The following is a 19,460-nucleotide window of genomic DNA, read 5'->3' on the forward strand; positions in this document are numbered from 1 at the left end:
CTATCTCTGCTTCATTCGTGCCGCCGCGGTGTCCGGGTTCGCCCGGATGCTGCGGCGGCGCTATACTTATGCAGTTTGAAATACTTGTACCAAAAGGAGCTGTCGTGTCCCTTTCCATCGGTATCGTGGGCCTGCCCAACGTGGGCAAGTCGACGCTGTTCACCGCGCTTACCAAAAAGACCGGTCTTGCCGCCAACTACCCGTTTGCCACGATCGACCCCAACGTGGGTATCGTCGACGTGCCCGATAGCCGCCTGCAAAAGCTCGCCGACATCGTCAACCCGGGCCGCATTGTGCCGGCGACGGTCGAGTTCGTCGACATCGCGGGTCTGGTGAAGGGCGCTAACGAGGGCGAGGGTCTGGGCAACCAGTTCTTGGCAAACATCCGCGAGACCGATGCCATCTGCGAGGTCGTGCGCTACTTTAAGGACCCCAACGTCATGCGTGAGGTGGGCCGCACGGGCGAGTTCGTCGATCCTGCCGGCGATGCCGACACCATCATGACCGAGCTCATCCTGGCCGACATGGCCACGCTCGAGAAGCAGCTGCCCAAGCTCGAGAAGGAGGCCAAGCGCGACAAGGAACTCATGCCCAAGTTCGAGGTCGCTAAGCGCCTGCTTGCCTGGCTCAACGAAGGCAAGCGCGCCGCATCCATGGAGATGACCGACGAGGAGCGTGCCGCCGCCAAGGGCCTGTTCCTGCTCACCATGAAGCCCATCCTGTATGTGGCCAACGTAGACGAGGACATGCTCAACGAGGACCTGGCGCCCATCGATGGCGTCAAGCCGCTGCCGATCTGCGCCAAGATCGAGGCCGAGCTTTCCGAGCTCGATCCCGAGGACGCCGCCGACTACCTGGAAAGCCTGGGCCTGGAGCAGCCCGGCCTGGACGTGCTCGCTCAGGCTGCCTACAAGCTGCTCGGCCTGCAGTCGTTCTTTACGGCCGGCGAGATGGAGGTCAAGGCCTGGACGGTGCGTCAGGGCGCGACCGCCCCGCAGGCTGCCGGCGTCATCCACACCGACTTTGAGCGCGGCTTTATTAAGGCCGAGGTCATTGGCTACGACGACTACATCGAGCTCGGCGGCGAGCAGGGCGCCAAGGCCGCCGGCAAGCTGCGTATTGAGGGCAAGGACTATGTCATGGCCGATGGCGACGTCGTGCACTTCCGCTTTAACGTGTAAGGACGACGCGCATGTTCAAATACGGCAAAAAAGCTGGCTACATGGGTATCGCGCTGCTCGTGCTTGCGGTGATTCCGCTGGTGGTCGCAGCGTGTGTTATCCCCAACATTGGCCCCGAGGTGGCAACGAAGTTTAACGCCGCCGGCGAGGTGACGCGCTGGGGCAAGAGCTACGAGTTACTGGCGCTGCCGGTGCTCAACCTGCTGCTGAGCGTGGTGACATACTTTACGGCGGGACGTCAAGCTAAAAACAATGAGGACTCTGCCGCCATGGCGCGCATCGTGTGCGAGCGCTACCTGCGTAACGGTTGCATCACGGGTGTGTTCCTCAACGTGATCAACGTTTACTTTATGTACTCGGCGATTACCGGAACGGGCTTTGGCTTTGGTTTCTAGCTTGTCCTTTTAGGCAACGAGCCTGCACGCATATTCAATGGCTGCTGCGAGGCCGCCGCTCGACCGTGGTTGAAAGACTACATCGGCGGCGGCCTCGTTTTCGTATCCGGCGCCGCGAAGGGCGAGTGCTATGCCGGCTTCTAAAAGGAGCGGCAGGCCGCGTTGGCTGGTTGCGATTACGGCAACCTGATTGAGCGAGCAGCCGTGCGTTTGGCATTGAATGGCAAGTTCACCTTGCGCCGGGCAAGGGACCAGAACGGCGACGACGCGACTTGATAGCAATGCAAATGCTGTGCGCTCATCGGGCGAACGGCATTCTGCTTCAACGACGACGAGCTTGGGCGGTGCGCTGTTTGTGCGAAGCGTGGCTCGGTACATGCGGACCGAAGATCCCGACATAGAAAACTCCTGTGTATTCGGGAAAACGTAAACTATAGTTTACGTTTATGTTCGCCTCCATTTCAAACTCGGCTGCATGGACGAACGTGCGAAACAGATTCTTGGCAGGCGGGTCGAAGAGACACGCAGGGACCTTGGTATCTCCAAGGTTGATTTTTGTGTGGCGACAGGAATCAGCCGACCCTACCTCGACCGAATCGAAGATGGGACGGCAAATTTCACGCTCAAGGTTCTATTTAAGATCGCGCCCGCACTCGGCATGACGGTGTCAGAGCTTCTCGAGGGTATCGAATAGGGGATACCCGTCGACAACCGAATTACGCCATCGGGATGCGGTCGTGGTTGACTTGGCTGTAGAACAGGCGCTGAATCTCTGCCGCATCGCGTGACTGGCCGAGCGCCCACATGGTCTTGGCCACGAGCGTCTCGGTGGTCATGTCGTCGCCGCGCAAAATACCCGGATGATCGGCGTAAGCACGGCCGACCTCATAAACGCCCAGATCGAGGCCCTCTTCGGGGACCTGCGTGGTCATAACGACGGTGCGACCCGAATCGACCCAGCGGAAAATTGCCTCTTGGAACGAATCGCCGGACTCGCCAAACTCGGGAATACCGCCAATGCCAAAGGTCTCAAGGATTACAGCATCGTAGCTATCGGCAAGGGCGTCGAGGATGCCCGGGTTTACGCCGGGCGTAAGCTTGAGTACAAATACGCGCGGGTCGATGCTGTCGTAGAAACGCACCGGGTTTTCGCCCTGATGCGTGCCGTGAAGCCCGTTGCGCACGATGCGGTCATTGCGGATGTAGGCAATGGGCGGATAGTTGACGCTAATGAACGCGTTAAAGCTCATGGTGCGCTGTTTGCGGGCGCGCGTGCCGGCAATGGCGACGCCGCCAAACACGATCGAGACGTCGTGCGAATGCTCGTCGAGCGCATAGAGCAGGCTCTGGTACAGGTTGAGCTTGGCGTCGGTAAATGGGTTGCCCATGGGCTTTTGCGAGCCGGTGAGCACGATGGGCTTGGGGCTGTCCTGAATCAGGTAGGAAAGCGCTGCTGCGGTGTAGCTCATGGTGTCGGTGCCGTGCAGAATCACGAAGCCGTCGTGGTCGGCATAACCCTCGACGATGACGTCGCGGATACGCATCCAGTCGCTCGGGCGCATGTTGGTGCTGTCGATGTTCATGGGCTGCACGACGTCGAGCTCGCAGAGCCCCGAGATCTCGGGGACGCTCTGGGCGAGCTCCTCACCGGTCAGGGCGGGGGAGAGGCCGTTGCCGTCCTCGGTCGATGCGATGGTGCCGCCCGTGGCGATGAGAAGGATGCGCTTCATGCTGGTATTCCTATCGTATTTGCCGCCGCGAGGGCGGAGTCGTTCGGCAGTATTGTGGCACAGGGCGTCCAATGTTCAAACGTATTACATCATCTGTAACGTTTGAAAACACTTCAATTGCTGTCAAATAGGGGCCCAGGTCGTGCGTTTGCCGTGCGCTGATGGCTGCGAGGGGCGAGAAACCCCATATAACGTGTACACTATGGAGGTTATTTTCGTTCATTCACGCGGGTGGGCACCGGCTCCCCGCCAACAAGAGGGGGAACCATGGATCAAAAGGCTTCCGCAAAGGTCCTCGTACTCGACTTTGGTGCGCAGTACGGTCAGCTCATTGCCCGTCGCGTCCGCGACCTCAACGTGTATTCCGAGATCGTCCCCTGCGACATCTCGGCCGACGAGATTCGCGAGATGAACGCCTCTGCGCTCATCCTTTCCGGCGGCCCGGCTTCCGTGTATGCCGAGGACGCTCCGTCTATCGATCCCGCCATCTTTGACCTGGGCCTTCCCGTCCTGGGCTTTTGCTACGGCCATCAGATCACGGCCGTGACGCTCGGCGGCAAGGTCGGCCACTCTGAGGTGGGCGAGTATGGCCGCGCCACCATCACGCGCACGGCAGGCGCCAAGCTCTTTAACTCTACGCCCATGGAGCAGACCGTGTGGATGAGCCACCGCGACGCCGTTTCCGAGGTGCCCGAGGGCTTTACCGTTACCGCCAGCACCGACGTGTGCCCGGTTGCCGCCATGGAGTGCGTCGAGCGCAAGATTTTCACCACGCAGTTCCACCCCGAGGTCAAGCACTCCGAGTATGGTCAGCAGCTGCTGAGCAACTTCCTGTTTGAGATCTGCGGCCTGGAGCCCAACTGGAGCATGGACAACCTGGTCGAGACCATGACGGCCGAGTTCCGCGAGAAGGTCGGCGACGACCGCGTGATTCTGGCCCTGTCCGGCGGCGTCGACTCCTCCGTCGTGGCCGCCCTGGGCGCCCGTGCCGTGGGCAAGCAGATGACCTGCGTGTTCATCAACCACGGCCTGCTGCGCAAGGGCGAGCCCGAGCAGGTGGAGGAGGTCTTCACCAAGCAGTTTGACGTCGACTTTATCCATGTTCATGCCGAGGACCGCTATGCCGAGCTTCTGGCTGGCGTGACCGAGCCCGAGGAGAAGCGCCGCATCATCGGTACGCAGTTCTGGAAAGAGTTCTTCGCCGTGGCGCAGCAGCTCGAGACCGATGGCAAGCCGGTCAAGTACCTGGCTCAGGGCACCATCTACCCCGACATCATCGAGTCCGGCGCTCGCAAGACGGGCGGCAAGACGGCCACCATCAAGAGCCACCACAACCTGATCCCGTTCCCCGAGGGCGTGCACTTCGACCTCATCGAGCCGCTCGATCATTTCTTTAAGGACGAGGTCCGTGCACTTGGTCTGGCACTGGGCCTGCCGGGTCACATCGTGTTCCGTCAGCCCTTCCCGGGCCCGGGTCTGGCCATCCGCATCATCGGTGCGGTCGATAAGGAGAAGCTCGAGATCCTCAAGAACGCCGACGCTATCGTGCGCGAGGAGCTCGACGCCTACAACCAGCGCCTGTTTGAGCAGACCGGCGAGCGCAACTCCGAGCACAGCTGCTGGCAGTACTTTGCGGTCCTGCCCGACATCAAGTCCGTCGGCGTTATGGGCGACGAGCGCACCTATCAGCGCCCGATCATCCTGCGTGCCGTCGAGTCCAGCGATGCCATGACCGCCGACTGGGCCAAGCTGCCCTACGACGTGCTGGCCCGCATCTCCGGCCGCATCGTTGCCGAGGTCCCGGGTGCCAACCGCGTGTGCTATGACATTACGTCCAAGCCGCCCGCGACGATCGAGTGGGAATAGAACAGACGTTCGATAAAATAATATAGTATCAGATAGCGGGCACGGTTTCAATCGAATCCGTGCCCGCTGCTGTATGTGTGTTCTTGCGCGCTCAATATGCGCCGTAAAAGCCGTCTTCTTCAACGTCAAAGTGAGCGCGCTTCATTTTTGTCTCTCAAAATCTTATTTTCACGATTTGCATTTTCATCCCGTTGTCACCGACCCTTGCGAGAAACCGGAAAAAGCCGCTGACAGAAGGGTCTTTCAAATCGTTGTAACCCAGCATATAGCCGCGACTTGTGACCTGCAGACGTCTGCCCCACGTGCCGATTTCCTTGGCGGCATCCGAAACCGCAAAATATGCCCCCACATCCTTGATTTTTGCAGTCTTAAGCCATGTTTTTGCGATCATCTTTACCGCCGTCCGATTGGCAGCATCAAAGACCAGCACACTGCCGGGGAAAGCGTCCGCCATCCCCCGCACCAGTTCCCGGACCTGTTGGGTCAGAAAGTAATAGAACACCCCGGAGGCAAAGAACACCGCCCCGCCGGAGGCATTGATTTTGCTAAACCATACGGTGTCTTTCAGGTCGCAGGGGATATTTTGTTCTCGATCCCCGGCGGGCAGTAGCTGCTGCCGCAAGGCAATCACATCCGGGAAGTCCAGATTGTAGATCTTGCATCTACCGTTGTCGCAGGTTCTGCCGGTGTTGTCCAGCCCACAGCCCAGATTGACCACCGCTGCATTGGGGTGGCCTTTCAGGTAATCCCGCACCTCGAAAGCAAGATCACCCTGCCGCATGGCCACCTCCAGCGCACCAAAACGCTGCATCAGGCTGCGGGAGCTTTTCTCTGCCTCTGAAAAGTCGTAGTCGATCTGGTCGAGCAGACGAACCGCTGTTTCATCCCTGTAAAGGTTCGGGTACAGCTCCGTACACAGCTTCCGGGAATACAGCGGGAGGATCAGCGTCTCCTGCACGGTGTTTTTCTCAATTTTACATTTCATAGGTTCCTTCCTCAGCGAATAAAAACTGTCATAATTGCCGCCAGCACAGCCGCTATGACTGTCATACCTATCGCCATGTGCAGGATGGATGCAAAAATGCCCGCATGGCGTCCTCAAACGCCATATCCGCCACACTGCCTTGCAGAACGGCGCAACGCCCCTCCTGAATTGCAGTTCGGTTGAGCTTTCTAGCCTTCTCCACGCTGACGGGCGAATAGTCGATGCCCTTGACGACGCCATGCGGGCATTTTTTCAGCAGCCGTTTTATGTTCGCCCCGCCGCCGCAGCCGCAATCCAGCACCTTGGCGTTTGGCGCAAGTCGTAGAAACTGAAGTCCCCACCGCGCCATAGGGCTGTGGCCCAGATTCATCATGGCAACCATAAGTTTTCCGCCGAGGCCCACGGGCTTGCGGGTGTTTTCAAAGAACGACATCTGGCCCCTCCGATTTTGTGCATTCCGCATAGGTCAACGGGAACGAGGCCTTCAGCACCGCGCTTTTCTGCACCGCCCAGCCGTTTTGACGCAGGAAACGCAGGTATTCCTCGCTTGTCCACCTGCTGTGGAGGGGGAATCCCGCCATACTCATGAAAAAGGCTTTTGCCTTGCCGGAAACCGAGCTCCCCGCGTGAGTGAAGGTTGGTGCGATGAGCACGCCGTCGTCCTTCAGCACCCGCCTGATTTCTTGCAGGGCCTTTTCCGGATGCGGCACTATGTGAAGCGCGTTGGACGCGATCACCACTTCGAAGGACTTCTGTGCATAGGGCAGGTGGAACATATCTTGTACGGAAAAGTGCAGCTTTGCGGATTGATTGTCCTGCTTTGCTTCAAGGATCATCTTTGCAGAGGCGTCCGTAGCCTCGATGTGCGCCGCCGCATTCACGATGCTCTTTGCGATAAGCCCCGTGCCGGTGGCAACCTCCAGTACGGTTTTTGCTTTCACCACCGGCCGGATCAGCCCATACATCTTCTCATACACCGCCCGGTCGTTTCGCATGAAACGGTCGTACCGACTGGCATTCTTGTCCCAGAAACCCTTGCGTTCGTGCATGGCTGTCGCCCCCAAACAGTTAGAGTCATCTAACTATAACACACGAATCATGAAGTAAGATAAGGCTAACCTTATTTTGTCGGGGTGGCAGACGGGGGCAAAGTCGGCTGAATTAATCAGCGTTTCCCTAGCAAAGCCGTGACCCACCGTGACCCACGAAAACGCCTCGGATGACCCGAAAAACCGTGACCCAAATTTGACCCCATGGATTCGCGGCAATTATTAAGACTGAGTGTAAATAGGACAAACTAAGGCAAACCGCGGCAAACTGAAAAAACTGGAGAGAGTTTCTAACTAATGAGTGAGAAAGTAAATTGCCCTTTGCGAGGGAGGTCGATATGGCCTCCCTCGTTTTTTGAACAGGGGGTGTAGCCCTGTTCACGTCAGGGCCCATGTCGGCACCGATCAATGCCCGCGATGCTTCTGCTTGCGCTTCAGTTTTCTCTGCTCGTAGCGTGCATCAGCCTCTTCCGTGCGGCGTTGGCTTCTTGCATGAGCTGACTCCTGCTTCAACGCTTCCCTCTGTGCCGCGAGCGCCTGCTGCGCCTTGGTGCTCATCGCTGGCCGCTTGAGGGTTTTCGCCGCCTCGCGAGCGCGCCGCTTGGGGTTCTTTGCGGGCTTGCTTGCCTCAGCCGGTTCGCCACCGAAGAATGAGAGCTTCTCCCATTTGCTTGTAACGAATTTCTGAATCTCCTCATCGGACGGTTCTGCGCCGAAGACGATGCGGACGACGCCGTATCTGCCGTCCTCGACATGCTCCGCCAGCCCGACCCAGAATTGGCCGTCGTGATATACGGTCAGGGTGGACGACACGCTGATCTGCATGGTTGGTTCCTCCTTTATGTAGATGACCATGCAGAGAAGGGACAACCAAGGAGGCAGGTTACTGATGCGGACTCCCGCACGCCCACGACTACCCGACGGGGACTGTGTTTTCATCTCTGGTGCCCGCATTGTAGCACGCGTGAATTCGCATTGACCTCGCTGCCGGCATGCTGTGACTGGTCGAGGGTTTTACCAGGAATGGGGAAAGCCGGCACAGGAGCTGCGCCCGGGTGATGTGGTCAACATCGCCCCGGGCGTAAAGCACTGGCACGGTGCGGCGCCCGACAGCTGGTTCTCCCATCTCGCGCTGGAGGTTCCGGGCGAGGAGGCCTCCAACGAGTGGCTGGAGCCCGTGGACGACGAGCAATACCTTAAAGCGACTGACAAGGAGGCTTAAATACCTTCGCCGCCCGTGCCGCCGAGAGCAGTGCGCCCAAATCGGCCTGGATCGCCTCTGCCTTGCTTCCAAGCTGCAGTGGTGCCGAGCCGCCCGAGATGTTTACGCTCAACAGGTGCGCATCCGGCAGCTTTGCGGTCATACTCCAGAACGGGAGCGTGATGATGCCGGGGGTCATCTCGCCCACGCCGAGCTCCAGCAGCAGCACGCGGCCATCGCCGCGCTCGCGCACGAAGCGCTCGTATCGTCCGAGGCCCTCGCGCCAAGCCGCGCCCTGCAGAAATGTGTCATCGCGCACCCACGGCACAAGCTGCCAGCCGCAGTGCGGGCATCGGGGGACATTCTCGCTGCGGATCTCGAACCCCGTCATGCCCGTAAGCATGCGCTTGACGTAGGGACTTGCGTCGAAGAGCTCGTCGCAGCATGGTTGCTTGCACTGAAGGTGTGCGAAGCTTCCCTGATAGTTGCAGGTCTTCTCGGCAGGAAACGTCTTCTCGACCTGGGTGTCCACATTGGTGCTCAGGATGAAGTAGTCCTTATGGCCGATGAGGGACCGTAGGTCGAGATAGGGCTGCGAGGCCGGCTCGCGTAGCATGAAATCGATGTATCGCGCGTAGTAGGCCCATTGCTGCTCGAGGCTGGGGTAGAGGTGGTAGAAGCCGTCGAAAAGGCTCTTGAAGCCAAAGGCTTGCTGCCAGTCCGTCATTCCTGCGCGCGCCATGCCCGCGCGGTTGTAATGGTTGAACCCGGCGGCGCTCGACATGCCCGAGCCGATGCCGACAATGATGGCGTCGGCATCGTCGATAAGGCTTCGAAGCCTCGTCGCTTCTCTTTCTAGGGGCGGCATCGGGCGATCTCCTCGAAAGCCGGGACCATATCGCCGTCAACGAAAATTGTCTCGCACGAAGCGGCGGGCGCCATGGCCTGGCTGTAGTTGAACACGATGTAGGTGGCGTGCTCGCAGGCGTTCGCGATCTGGGCGAGCATGTGCTTTATGACGCCGTTGCGCAGTCCCACGCCAAGTTCGAGGATGGCGACCCTGCCGTTGCGATGGGTGCGCACAAGGCGCTCGAGCTCCTCGAGCTGGGCCATGGCGAGGGCGTCTGGATGAGCGAGACGCATTTCGTCGACCGACGTGTGTATGCTCCCTTCCGTTTCGAGTACGCGGTTCTCGTTGAACCCTGCACGTGCAAAGTGTCCGTCGATATTACACGTGATCACGAAGGTGTCAGCGTGCTCCGTAAGATCCCGCAGCCCGTTCATGAGCGGGCTGGGCTCATATTCAAGATATTCCTTTTGATGGAACCGCTCGGCCCATCGGCGTCGCACGCTGGCATCCGGGGAGGCGAGCCCCTGCAGTATGCAGCCGATGCCGTCTGCTTGAGCGAGGTCCCCGTACGCCTCTCGGAAATGAGTATCGGCGCAGAAGAGGTTGAGCCCCTCCGCAATGTCGAGTCCGTTGCTAGCGCCGATGATGACAAGATCCGCCTCGGCTAGCGCCCTGCCTATGCGAACTGCTTTCGCCGCCCCCATGCGCTACCTCCCCAGCGTCTTGCGCACGTCGGCGAGCACGTCGGCGATGTCGGCGCGAACGGCGAGCCCCCGATCCTCGATCGCGCGGGGGAGAAACTGCGTCTTGTTGTTCACGGCAATGTAGCTAGCCTGCGGCAACTGCGCCGTGAGGGCCCAGAACGGCTCCTGGATAAACGCGGGCGTCATGCGGCCCACGCCCAGCTCGAGGAAAAGAATCCTCTGCCGCGCGTGCGCGTCGAGCCAGTCGGACACCTTGTGGTATTGCTCCTCGTAGAGCTCGCCCTGCAGGAAGTTGCCGTAGCCGCGAACCCAGGGGAACGCCTCTGCCCCGCAGCGCGGGCAGCGCGGCACGAGCTCCGTCGGAACCTCAAGGCCGTCTCCTATGGCCTCTACCATGCGGGAGACCGGCTCGACCGCGTCCCACACCTCGTCAGTGCAACAGCGGGAGCACTGAAAGAAGCGGTGGTCGCCTTGGATCTCGGCCACCTTCTCCCAGGGATAGAGCTTCACAAACTGCGTGTCTTGGTTGGTGGTGAGCACGAAGAAATCCTTCTCGGCGAGAATAGCGTCGAGGTCCTTGTAGGGCTTGCGTAGTGGGGCGTTGAGCGTAGTGTCGAGGAAGGTGGTGAGGTATCCCCAGCGCGCCTCGGCGGTGGGCCAGCGGTAGAACGACCCCTCGAAAGCGCCCTTGAAACCGTAGCGTTCGGCGAATTTGCCGAAATGCCTGCGATAGGTCGCGTTGTCCTCGTAGTAGAAGTCGCCGCCGCCCGCCGCGGAGAGTCCGGAGGCCCCGCCCACCAGCACGCAATCGGCTTCCTCGATCATGTGGGCGAAGTCCTTGATTTGCTGGTCGTAGGGCTCGGACTCGCGGTCACTCAGCTCATAGGGCGTGCCGCCGCTGCGGTAGGCAGCCTGAAGGGAAAACGATCGGTTGGTGAGCTCGATAACGAGCTGCTCGTACAGAGTCACTGGATACCTTCTTTCAGCTATTATAAACAGGTGTCTATAAAAAGTATCCATGTCGATTTGCTTAAGAGCAATGAACAGCTTCGGCCTGCTGTCGATAAACGAGCGTTTGCTGGGCATTGTCGAGCGCTGCAATTGGAGGAGCCATGGAAGTGGGGAAGATCGATCGTCGCCGGCGCTATACGCTTTCGGTCATACGGGAGGCGTTCTTTGCGCTGCTGGCCGAGGTCGGCTTCGCGAAGATGACGGTGGCGGATATCTGCCGCCGCGCCGACATCAACCGCGGCACGTTTTATCTGCACTACGAGGACAAGTTCGCGCTGCTCGACGCACTTATCGACGAGGCCTTGGCGGCGGCGCCCCCGCTCGAGGGAACGGAGGTGGGCGCCCTTTGCCAGCGCCCGCCGGCAAATGATGACTATTATCTGCTCTACTCGGATGACGACGCGTACGCCCGGGTGGCACAGCGCGTCGTCGAGCGCGGCGCCGAGCAGATGGTTCCCTCGATCATGGAGGAGACCGGGCTTTCGCGCGAGGACGCCTATCTGCTCTTCGTCCACAACGTCCAAGGAAATCTCGCGGTCAACCGCCTGCTTGGTTGGAGGCGAGGGCCCGAGTTCGCCCACGCCCAGGAACTGCTCAGCACTTATTCCGAAGGGGGCATGCGGGCGGTATCGGCTCGTCACGATCCCCGTAGCCCATCTTGACCGCGTGCCATTTTGGGCAGGCGGCGCAGCTATGGCTCCCTCGTTGATTTTCGACGTTGTATAAGGCAATCGCAATCGTCTTGAGCTTCTTTAGGGAACTTGAACAAGAGATATGGCCTGCTGGCGATTGATTAACTCCATTCGTTTTGGTTACAAGAAAACATGCTGCGCGCCTGCAGCATGAAGGAGAGGGAATCCTATGAATATCGTTGTGTTGAGCGGCAGCCCGCGTAAGGGCGCCAATACCGACACCATGGTCGAGGCGTTTGCCGAGACCGCGCGTGAGGGTGGCAATACGGTCGAGGTCGTCCGCGTTGCCAGCAAAAAGATCGCCGGCTGCTTGGGATGCCGGTACTGCTTCGCCCATGAGGGCACCTGTGTGCAGAAGGATGACATGGCCAACGTGATCGAGTCGCTGAAAGACGCAGATATGGTCGTCTTCGCCTCGCCTATCTACTGGTTCGATATCACCGCGCAGGAAAAGGCCGCCATCGACCGCCTGTACGCCTTTGGTGCTACGGGCTTCCCGTTCACCAAGACGGCCCTTTTGCTCGATAGCCACAGCGAGGGCGTCTATGATGCGGCGATCGCTATGTACAAGTCAACCTGCGCGTACTGCAAGTGGGAGGACCAAGGCATTATCACCATCAGCGGTATGACCGAGCGCGACAGCATGGCCTCCTCGCCCAAGTTGGAAGAGGTGCGCGAGCTCGCCCGCAAGCTCGCCTAAGGACAAGAGGAGCGCATGGCAATCAGCACAAGCGGAAATGCTTGCTGCCCTTACCAAGAGGATTGCTGATTGCCATGCAACGATGCTCCCGCGGACAATTCCGGTGTGCTAAAACGCCTTCTCGTTCAAGAATTCCCTGAACGCGGGGATGTCGAAGCCGACGAGGCCACGTCCACGTTCCCCGATAACGCCGTCCTCGAGGAGGCGGCGTTTGTATTGGCTTGCGTAGTTGCTGGCGACGCCCATGCGTTTGGCTATCTCCGAGACCCTGCTGGGGCCAGAATCGGGCAGCATCGCGAGCAAAAACTCAATGTCTTTATCGGAAAGCTCCTGATAGGTCGTTTCGAGAATTCGATCGCGCAGTTCCATGCGGGCAAGCAGAGAACCCTGCTGTACATCAGGTGCACTGATTTTGGGCGAGTTCTCCGAAACATCCCATGTGCGATATCCGACGAGCTGCATCATATAGGGAAATCCGTCGACGGCCTTCACGGCATCCTCGAGCGCTTCTGGCGTGATTGAGCGGCCTCCGGCCTCAACGGTTTTGCGGAATGCGTTTGCAATTTCAACGTCAGTGATTCGTCCCAACTGATGATATTGGGAACGCCTGAGGAACGAGACGGAATCGTTACGCAGCAACGCCGATACTTTGTAGGGCAGTCCTGCCATGAGTAGGGCAACTTTTTTACCTTCGCGTACAAAGTGCTGGTAAACAGAGGCAAATTGAAGCATTTCTTCGAGATCGACGGTGACTTCATCGATGGTGATGAGAAGTCCGATGTCATGTTTTTCGAGTTGCTTAAAGATGCCATTCATGCGCGTGCGCCAGTTGCCCTGGGCCTCTTGAGCATATGTCCAATCGATGCCCACTGGGCCAATTTGAACACCGTTTATGCGCGCGTGAGGCTGTGAGAGGTAGCTATCTGCGGCTTCTTTGGTTCGCTCGATAATATCTTCGAGCATGCCTGGCATGGCGGAGACATTTGCTGCGATCCAGCCGTGTTCAAGCGCCGTTTCTGAAAGGAACGAGAGAAGCGCCGTCTTGCCCGTTCCCCTTGCGCCCGTAAAAATAGTCGACAGGTTTGGATCTCCCGGGCCGTTGATAAAGCCACGGTTAATGTCACGCAGAATATGCTCGCGACCCGCTAGAAAGGGAGGGACGCTTCCGAATGTTGGGGTAAAGGGGTTCTTGCTGTACTCCATGGTAGCTCCTTTGCAAGTTTTGCTAATTTTTGCAACTTTTGCTAACTTTTGCAAGTTTTGCCAATGGCTTAACATGCCTTGTGCCGTGGGGTTGCAGGAGTGAAAAACGGGGATTCCTATTATTCCGACTACGTTGCAACGAGCGGGGCCCGGAGCGCGATGTTGCTGCGCTCCGGGCCCCACCGTTTTGAGAGCTTATGGCGGTTCTGCCGTCGTCCTAGTCAAACAAACTCGGCATGTCGTTTTCCTTCATGAGGGCACCGGCAGAAGGCAGGCTCTGCGCGGTGAACTTCTCGGCGGAGACGCCGGCGCCAAGAATCTCCTCGGTCGTGCCGACGGTGGTGACCGAGCGGCCCTTCTTGGCCGTAAAGGCCTGGACGCCCTGCGTGTTGGTGGTCGTCTTGGTCTTGAGCAGCGACGTGTTGAAGTTCATCAAACGATAGTCGCTCGAGACCAGCGCGATGTCGCGGTCCTCCTTGAGCACCTGGGCATACAGCAGCTTGCTGCCACCGTAGATGGCGTTCTTGAGGCGCTTGCGGTTGGTCTTGGTGACGTATCCGGAAAGCGCGACGCGCACCACGCGGCCGTTCTCAAAGACGAACAGCACGTCGGCCTTGTAGTCCTCGGGGTCGATGACCCAGATGACACTCTCATCGGGTTCCATCTCAAGATCGGTCGGCAGGTACGAGCCCAGCTGGGCCGACTTGGTATCCTCAAACGCCGCAACCTTGCACTTGTACACCTGGCTCTTGTTGGTAAAGACCAGCAGCTCGTGGGTGTTGGAGGACGGGAACTCGATAAAGGGCTTGTCGCCGTCCTTGTACTTGAGCGTGGTGGCCTTCTTAAGCACGCGGTCCGTCATCTTCTTAAGGTAGCCATCGCGCGAGAGCATGATGGTGACCGGATACTCCTCGACCTCGGGCTCCAGGCTCACCTCGATAACCTCATGGGGTTCGATCCTGCCCGTGCGGCGCGGCATCACGTACTTCTTGTTGACCGCTGCCAGCTCGTCGCTGATGACCTTCTTGATGTTTTCCTCGCTGGAGAGGATCTCCTCAAGCTCGGCAATCTCGCCCTCGAGCTTGGCAATGTCCTTGGTGCGGTTGAGGATGTACTCCTCGTTGATGTTGCGGAGCTTGAGCTCGGCAACAAACTCTGCCTGGGTCTCGTCGATGTCGAAACCCTTCATAAGGTTGGGCACGACCTCGGCCTCGAGCTTGGTGCCGCGGATGATGGCAATCGCCTTGTCGATGTCGAGCAGAATTGCCTCAAGGCCGTGCAGCAGGTGCAGGCGCTCGGACTTTTTGCCCAGGTCAAAGTTAATGCGGCGGCGCGTGGACTCAATGCGCCACTTGACCCACTCGTGCAGGATCTGGCGCACGCCCATAACGCGAGGGTAACCATCGACCAGCACGTTGAAGTTGCACGAGAACGAATCCTGCAGCGTGGTCGAGCGATAGAGCTTGGCCATGAGCTTGTCGGGGTCGACACCGCGCTTAAGGTCGATGGCAATGCGCAAGCCCGAAAGGTCGGTCTCGTCGCGGATATCGGCGATCTCCTTGACCTTGCCCTCCTTGGAGAGCTTGACGATGCGCTCGATGATGACATCGGTCTTGGTGGTGTAGGGGATCTCGTAGACCTCGATGATGCGCTCTTCGGGAATCCAGCGCCAGCGGGAGCGGATCTGGAAGCTGCCGAGGCCGGTCTCGATAATCTTTTCCATCTCCTCGCGGCGGTAGATAATTTCGCCGCCGGTCGAGAAGTCGGGCATGGGCATGTACTCGAGCAGGTCGCAATTGGGATCCTGCAGGTAATGCATTGTGGCGGTACAGACCTCGTTGAGGTTGAAACCGCAGATATCGGATGCCATGGCGACGCCGATGCCCTTGTTGGCCGAGACGAGGATGTTGGGGAACGTGGTGGGCAGCAGGCGCGGCTCCTTCATGGCGCCGTCGTAGCTGTCGACGAAGTCGACCGGGTCCTTGTCGATGTCCTTGAAGATCTCGGCGCTAATGGGGGAGAGCTTGGCCTCGGTATAACGCGAGGCGGCGTAGCTCAGGTCGCCCGAATAGTATTTGCCAAAGTTGCCCTTCGACTCCACGAAGGGAGCGAGCAGCGCTTCGTTGCCCGTCGCCAGGCGCACCATCGTCTCGTAGATCGCGGCGTCACCGTGCGGGTTGAGCTTCATGGTCTGACCCACGATGTTGGCGCTCTTCTGGCGTTCGCCCTTGAGCAGACCCATCTTGTACATGGTGTAGAGCAGCTTGCGGTGCGAGGGCTTAAAGCCGTCGATCTCGGGGAACGCACGCGAAACGTTGACGCTCATGGCGTAGGGCATGTAGTTGACCTCGAGCGTCTGCGTGATCGGCTGGTCGGTGACTTCGGAGTGCAGGCCGATGACGTTCTCGGCGTTGACCTGCTTTTTCTTCGGCTGGTTCTTCGTCTTCTTCTTTGCCACGATTTCCTCTTGAACTTCTTAAGGGCCGTCGTTATCGATTTGCTGCTACTGCAGGTCCAACTGGTCCAGGTATTCCTTGCCGTGCTCCGAGATATGGCGCTTGCGGCCCGCCTCGTCGTTGCCCAGCAACAGGTTGAACATGGTTTCCATCTTGGTGACGTCCTCGGGCTCCACCTTGATCAGACGACGCGTCTCGGGGTTCATGGTGGTGAGCCACATCATGTCCGGATCGTTCTCACCAAGACCCTTGGAGCGGTTGATGGAACACTTCTGGTCGCCGATCTCCTTGAGGATGCCGTTCTTCTCGAGCTCGGTGTAGGCAAAGTAGGTCTTCTCTTTGCAGTTGATCTCGTAGAGCGGCGACTCAGCGATATAGACGTAGCCCTTGTCGATAAGCGTGGGCACCAGTCGATAGAGCATGGTGAGCACGAGCGTGCGAATGTGATAACCGTCGACGTCGGCGTCCGTACAGATGATGACTTTGTTCCAGTTGAGGTTGTCCAGGTCAAAGGCGCCAAGGTTCTTGATGCGCTTGTCCTTGATCTCCACACCGCAGCCCAGCACGCGCATGAGGTCCATGATGATGTCGGACTTAAAGATGCGCGGATAGTCCTCCTTCAGGCAGTTGAGGATCTTACCGCGGACGGGCATAACACCCTGGAACTCGGCATTGCGCGAGGTGCGAATGGCGCCTGCTGCCGAGTCGCCCTCTACGATGTAGATCTCGCGACGGCTCTTGTCTTTGGAGCGGCAATCGATGAACTTTTGCACGCGGTTGGCCATGTCGGTCTTTTGCTGCAGGTTGGTCTTGATGCTCTGGCGCGTCTTCTCGGCATTCTCGCGCGAGCGCTTGTTGATGAGCACCTGCTCCATGATCTTGTTGGCGGCGTCCTTGTTCTCGATCAAGTAGGTCGAGAGGCGCTCTTTAAAGAAGGCCGTCATAGCCTGCTGGATAAAGCGGTTGTTGATGGCCTTCTTAGTCTGGTTTTCGTAGGACGTCTGGGTTGAGAAGCAGTTGGTCACCAGCACCAGACAGTCCTGGACGTCCTGCCACTTAATGCCGCTCTCGTTTTTGTTGTATTTGCCCTGTTGCTTAATGTAAGCATCGATGGCGCTGGTCAGAGCGCTACGGGCCGCCTTCTCGGGCGAGCCGCCGTTCTCGAGCCATGACGAGTTGTGGTAGTACTCCTGCATCATGAAGGTGCGCGAGAAGCACATGCACGCGGTAATCTTGACGTTGTAGTCGGGCAGGTCCTCGCGATCGCGACCGCGACGGTCGGCCTCGATAAAGAAGGGCTCGGTGAGGTAGTCGGTACCGACCTTCTCGAGCACGTAGTCTTCGATGCCCTTGGGATAGCAAAAGTCCTCTTCGGAAAACTCGTCATCGTCGCCCTCGATGCGCAGGCGGAAGGTAACGTTGGCGTTGACCACGGCCTGGCGGCGCATGGTCTCGCGATACCACTCGTGGGGAATGCTGATCGAGGTAAAGACCTCAAGATCGGGGCGCCACTTGATGGTGGTGCCGGTGCGGTTCTCGTCGCTGGGCTCAATCTCGAGCGCCTTCTTCTTGGCGCCGACGACCTTACCCTTCTTAAAGTGCAGGGAATACTTGTTACCATCACGCCAAACCGTGACGTCCATGTACTCGGATGCGTACTGGGTCGCGCACGAGCCCAGGCCGTTGGTGCCGAGCGAGAAGTCGTAGTCGCCGCCCTGGTTGTTGTTGTATTTGCCACCTGCGTAGAGCTCGCAAAAGACGAGCTCCCAGTTAAATCGCTTCTCGGAAGGGTTCCAGTCGAGCGGGCAGCCACGGCCGTTATCCTCTACCTGAATGGAGCCATCGCGAAAGGCGGTAAGGGTGATAAGTTTGCCGTAGCCCTGGCGTGCCTCGTCAACGGCGTTGGACAGGATCTCGAAGGCGGCATGCGCGCAGCCATCGAGTCCATCCGAGCCAAAGATGACGGCGGGGCGCAGGCGTACGCGCTCCTCGTCCTTGAGCTGGCGGATACTGTCGTTACCATAGTTTGCGGTGTTTTTTGCCATACTCGCTCTCTCGGTGCTCCTTTGCTGCGTTTAAGTCATATAGATAGTCAAGGTAGCATAGCCCAGCCCTTGGGCGATTCCAACCAACACGAAATCCATCGAACAATCGTTCGGATTAACGGGTAAAACGTGTCGTGCGGATTGTTGCTCCGAATCGAACATTGGGACAAGCGTCTCGTTTTATGGGCCACGGGCGTGCGTGTGTGAGTCCCTTTGGCCCATAAGGAACGCTGACGGGTCGTTATTTGGGCCGTGGGTCACTTCGCCGGCGCCGCGTTTCGTCATACGCTCATAGTGGAAGCCGATGCCACGGAGTCGACTTGCGACTCGGGCAACGGATGAGCTACAAGCCGAAAGGAGCGGTGAGGATGATGAAGCCCATGACGAAGAAGCTGCTGTTAGGAATTCCCACCGTGACGCTTTCGGCTGTGTTGGCGTGTACGCTTGCCGGCTGCGGCGGTAATGCGCCGAGTGGCTCGGGCGGGAGCGCACCTGTGCAGGAGAAGTCCAAGAAGGCCAAGGCCTATGAGTCGCAGACGGTCGAGGTGGCTGGCATAACCTATGAGTCGGTAGACCACGGTACGTTCTATCGCGGCGACGCTAAGCTGCAGGATGGCTTTTACCTGCACGTCAAGATCACCAACAACAATGCAAAGAACAGGACGTTTGACTCCTTTAACGTACACGCTGCCCAGGGCGATCTTGAGGCAGGCGACCCGTTGTTTACTTCCGGCAAGGCGGCCGTGCTCGACTACGTTGCAAGCGAGGCTCCCGATGATCTGCACAAGGGAATTGACCTTTCCGAGAGGCCAGATATCGGTCCGGGCGAGACCGTTGAGTACGTGTATTTCTGGGCGCCCAAGACGGCGTACTACGGGCCCATCACTGTCGAGTTCGTAGACGCTTACGCCCCCGCCAAGAATCATGAGGCCATGCACTTTGACACCACGGGATGCGAGACCAAGGAGTTCAAGGCGGCCGGCGGCGTGGCCGATTCTGGCGAGAAGGCAGATTTAACGGGCATCGACTGCGCATCGTACAGCATCGAGGCCGCCGATGGGTACACGCTGGATTCGTCCGACGAAGAGCGCGAAAAGGCAAACTTCTTCCACGACGAGACTGGAGGACGCCTGAACATCAGCATCTTCCCGCGCTCGCCGGAGGAAGAGGTTGCAAGCCTAGAGCAGGTCTACGAAGGCAAGGAGACAACAACCGACCAGGTCGAGTACAACGGCATAACGTGGCTGCGCTTTACCGGTCCCGACAACGGCCATACACTGTTTGCGACGGCTCCCGCGACGGGCGAGACCGTCCGCGTGTCGATTGGCTGGAAGATCGACTGGGATGCCGCCGTGCCCATGATGGAGGCACTGAAGCTCAAGTAACGCCGCG

Annotated in this window: 20 protein-coding genes; 8 read left to right on the top strand and 12 right to left on the bottom strand. The window is 58.8% G+C overall.

The genetic code is table 11. The features are described 5' to 3' along the window. The first annotated feature begins 104 nt into the window (after positions 1-104). Positions 105-1,181, top strand: coding sequence for a redox-regulated ATPase YchF (gene ychF, locus AAAX31_RS00465; protein ID WP_349075774.1), 1,077 nt, complete (start codon positions 105-107; stop codon positions 1,179-1,181). Between the two features lie 11 nt (positions 1,182-1,192). Further along, a complete protein-coding gene (locus AAAX31_RS00470; protein WP_349075775.1) occupies positions 1,193-1,576 on the top strand; it encodes a DUF1648 domain-containing protein in 384 nt (127 codons plus the stop codon). A 9-nt stretch (positions 1,577-1,585) separates the two neighbouring features. Here AAAX31_RS00470 and AAAX31_RS00475 read toward each other — a convergent pair whose 3' ends face one another. Next, a complete protein-coding gene (locus tag AAAX31_RS00475) occupies positions 1,586-1,975 on the bottom strand; it encodes a hypothetical protein (RefSeq protein WP_349075777.1) in 390 nt (129 codons plus the stop codon). A 76-nt stretch (positions 1,976-2,051) separates the two neighbouring features. On the opposite strand from AAAX31_RS00475, the gene AAAX31_RS00480 reads away from it, so the two are divergent. Continuing rightward, the gene (locus AAAX31_RS00480; RefSeq protein ID WP_035136926.1) at positions 2,052-2,270 is read left to right on the top strand and encodes a helix-turn-helix transcriptional regulator; all 219 of its coding nucleotides are present in this window, start codon (positions 2,052-2,054) and stop codon (positions 2,268-2,270) included. Between the two features lie 22 nt (positions 2,271-2,292). On the opposite strand, the gene AAAX31_RS00485 is transcribed toward AAAX31_RS00480, so the two are convergent. After that, complete coding sequence (locus AAAX31_RS00485; RefSeq protein ID WP_195240286.1) at positions 2,293-3,306, bottom strand: asparaginase; 1,014 nt, start codon at positions 3,304-3,306, stop codon at positions 2,293-2,295. 267 nt (positions 3,307-3,573) lie between these two features. Between AAAX31_RS00485 and guaA the strand changes: the two genes are divergently transcribed. Continuing rightward, positions 3,574-5,172 (top strand): glutamine-hydrolyzing GMP synthase, encoded by a 1,599-nt coding sequence (gene guaA / locus AAAX31_RS00490; protein WP_035136929.1) that lies wholly within the window; start codon positions 3,574-3,576, stop codon positions 5,170-5,172. Between the two features lie 154 nt (positions 5,173-5,326). On the opposite strand, the gene AAAX31_RS00495 is transcribed toward guaA, so the two are convergent. The 4 genes from AAAX31_RS00495 to AAAX31_RS00510 form a co-directional block, all read right to left on the bottom strand. Beyond that, complete coding sequence (locus tag AAAX31_RS00495; protein WP_349075779.1) at positions 5,327-6,157, bottom strand: class I SAM-dependent methyltransferase; 831 nt, start codon at positions 6,155-6,157, stop codon at positions 5,327-5,329. Positions 6,158-6,224: 67 nt separating this feature from the next. Beyond that, the gene (locus tag AAAX31_RS00500) at positions 6,225-6,590 is read right to left on the bottom strand and encodes a class I SAM-dependent methyltransferase (RefSeq protein ID WP_349075781.1); all 366 of its coding nucleotides are present in this window, start codon (positions 6,588-6,590) and stop codon (positions 6,225-6,227) included. Further along, on the bottom strand, positions 6,577-7,206 hold the full coding sequence (locus tag AAAX31_RS00505) for a class I SAM-dependent methyltransferase (protein ID WP_349075783.1): 630 nt from the start codon (positions 7,204-7,206) through the stop codon (positions 6,577-6,579). The genes AAAX31_RS00500 and AAAX31_RS00505 overlap by 14 nt, the downstream gene beginning before the upstream one ends. Before the next feature lie 405 nt (positions 7,207-7,611). Further along, positions 7,612-8,031, bottom strand: coding sequence for a YjdF family protein (locus tag AAAX31_RS00510; protein ID WP_349075785.1), 420 nt, complete (start codon positions 8,029-8,031; stop codon positions 7,612-7,614). A gap of 235 nt (positions 8,032-8,266) precedes the next feature. Here AAAX31_RS00510 and AAAX31_RS00515 point away from each other — a divergent pair, with 235 nt between their 5' ends. Then, positions 8,267-8,428, top strand: a complete 162-nt coding sequence (locus AAAX31_RS00515) for a hypothetical protein (RefSeq protein WP_349075786.1) — start codon at positions 8,267-8,269, stop codon at positions 8,426-8,428. Here AAAX31_RS00515 and AAAX31_RS00520 read toward each other — a convergent pair. The 3 genes from AAAX31_RS00520 to AAAX31_RS00530 are packed head-to-tail and all read right to left on the bottom strand — an operon-like array spanning position 8,403 to position 10,930. After that, positions 8,403-9,275, bottom strand: coding sequence for a hypothetical protein (locus AAAX31_RS00520; RefSeq protein WP_349075787.1), 873 nt, complete (start codon positions 9,273-9,275; stop codon positions 8,403-8,405). The two genes, AAAX31_RS00515 and AAAX31_RS00520, sit on opposite strands and share 26 nt — an antisense overlap. After that, on the bottom strand, positions 9,263-9,961 hold the full coding sequence (locus AAAX31_RS00525) for a hypothetical protein (protein WP_349075789.1): 699 nt from the start codon (positions 9,959-9,961) through the stop codon (positions 9,263-9,265). Before AAAX31_RS00525 ends, AAAX31_RS00520 begins: the two co-directional genes overlap by 13 nt. Before the next feature lie 3 nt (positions 9,962-9,964). Continuing rightward, a complete protein-coding gene (locus AAAX31_RS00530; protein ID WP_349075791.1) occupies positions 9,965-10,930 on the bottom strand; it encodes an NAD-dependent protein deacetylase in 966 nt (321 codons plus the stop codon). A gap of 143 nt (positions 10,931-11,073) precedes the next feature. Here AAAX31_RS00530 and AAAX31_RS00535 point away from each other — a divergent pair, with 143 nt between their 5' ends. Both AAAX31_RS00535 and AAAX31_RS00540 read left to right on the top strand, forming a co-directional pair. After that, positions 11,074-11,634, top strand: coding sequence for a TetR/AcrR family transcriptional regulator (locus AAAX31_RS00535; protein ID WP_349075793.1), 561 nt, complete (start codon positions 11,074-11,076; stop codon positions 11,632-11,634). Positions 11,635-11,833: 199 nt separating this feature from the next. Beyond that, a complete protein-coding gene (locus AAAX31_RS00540) occupies positions 11,834-12,364 on the top strand; it encodes a flavodoxin family protein (RefSeq protein WP_349075795.1) in 531 nt (176 codons plus the stop codon). Positions 12,365-12,472: 108 nt separating this feature from the next. Here AAAX31_RS00540 and AAAX31_RS00545 read toward each other — a convergent pair whose 3' ends face one another. The 3 genes from AAAX31_RS00545 to AAAX31_RS00555 all read right to left on the bottom strand — a co-directional run bounded on the left by AAAX31_RS00545 (position 12,473) and on the right by AAAX31_RS00555 (position 18,068). Beyond that, positions 12,473-13,567, bottom strand: a complete 1,095-nt coding sequence (locus AAAX31_RS00545; RefSeq protein ID WP_349075797.1) for an ATP-binding protein — start codon at positions 13,565-13,567, stop codon at positions 12,473-12,475. A gap of 217 nt (positions 13,568-13,784) precedes the next feature. Further along, the gene (locus AAAX31_RS00550) at positions 13,785-16,025 is read right to left on the bottom strand and encodes a DNA gyrase subunit A (RefSeq protein ID WP_349075799.1); all 2,241 of its coding nucleotides are present in this window, start codon (positions 16,023-16,025) and stop codon (positions 13,785-13,787) included. 45 nt (positions 16,026-16,070) lie between these two features. Continuing rightward, complete coding sequence (locus AAAX31_RS00555; protein ID WP_349075801.1) at positions 16,071-18,068, bottom strand: toprim domain-containing protein; 1,998 nt, start codon at positions 18,066-18,068, stop codon at positions 16,071-16,073. A 368-nt stretch (positions 18,069-18,436) separates the two neighbouring features. Here AAAX31_RS00555 and AAAX31_RS00560 point away from each other — a divergent pair, with 368 nt between their 5' ends. Beyond that, on the top strand, positions 18,437-19,453 hold the full coding sequence (locus AAAX31_RS00560) for a hypothetical protein (protein WP_349075803.1): 1,017 nt from the start codon (positions 18,437-18,439) through the stop codon (positions 19,451-19,453). Positions 19,454-19,460 lie beyond the last annotated feature (7 nt).

The organism is Collinsella sp. CLA-ER-H5, assembly GCF_040092375.1.
GTDB lineage: Bacteria > Actinomycetota > Coriobacteriia > Coriobacteriales > Coriobacteriaceae > Collinsella.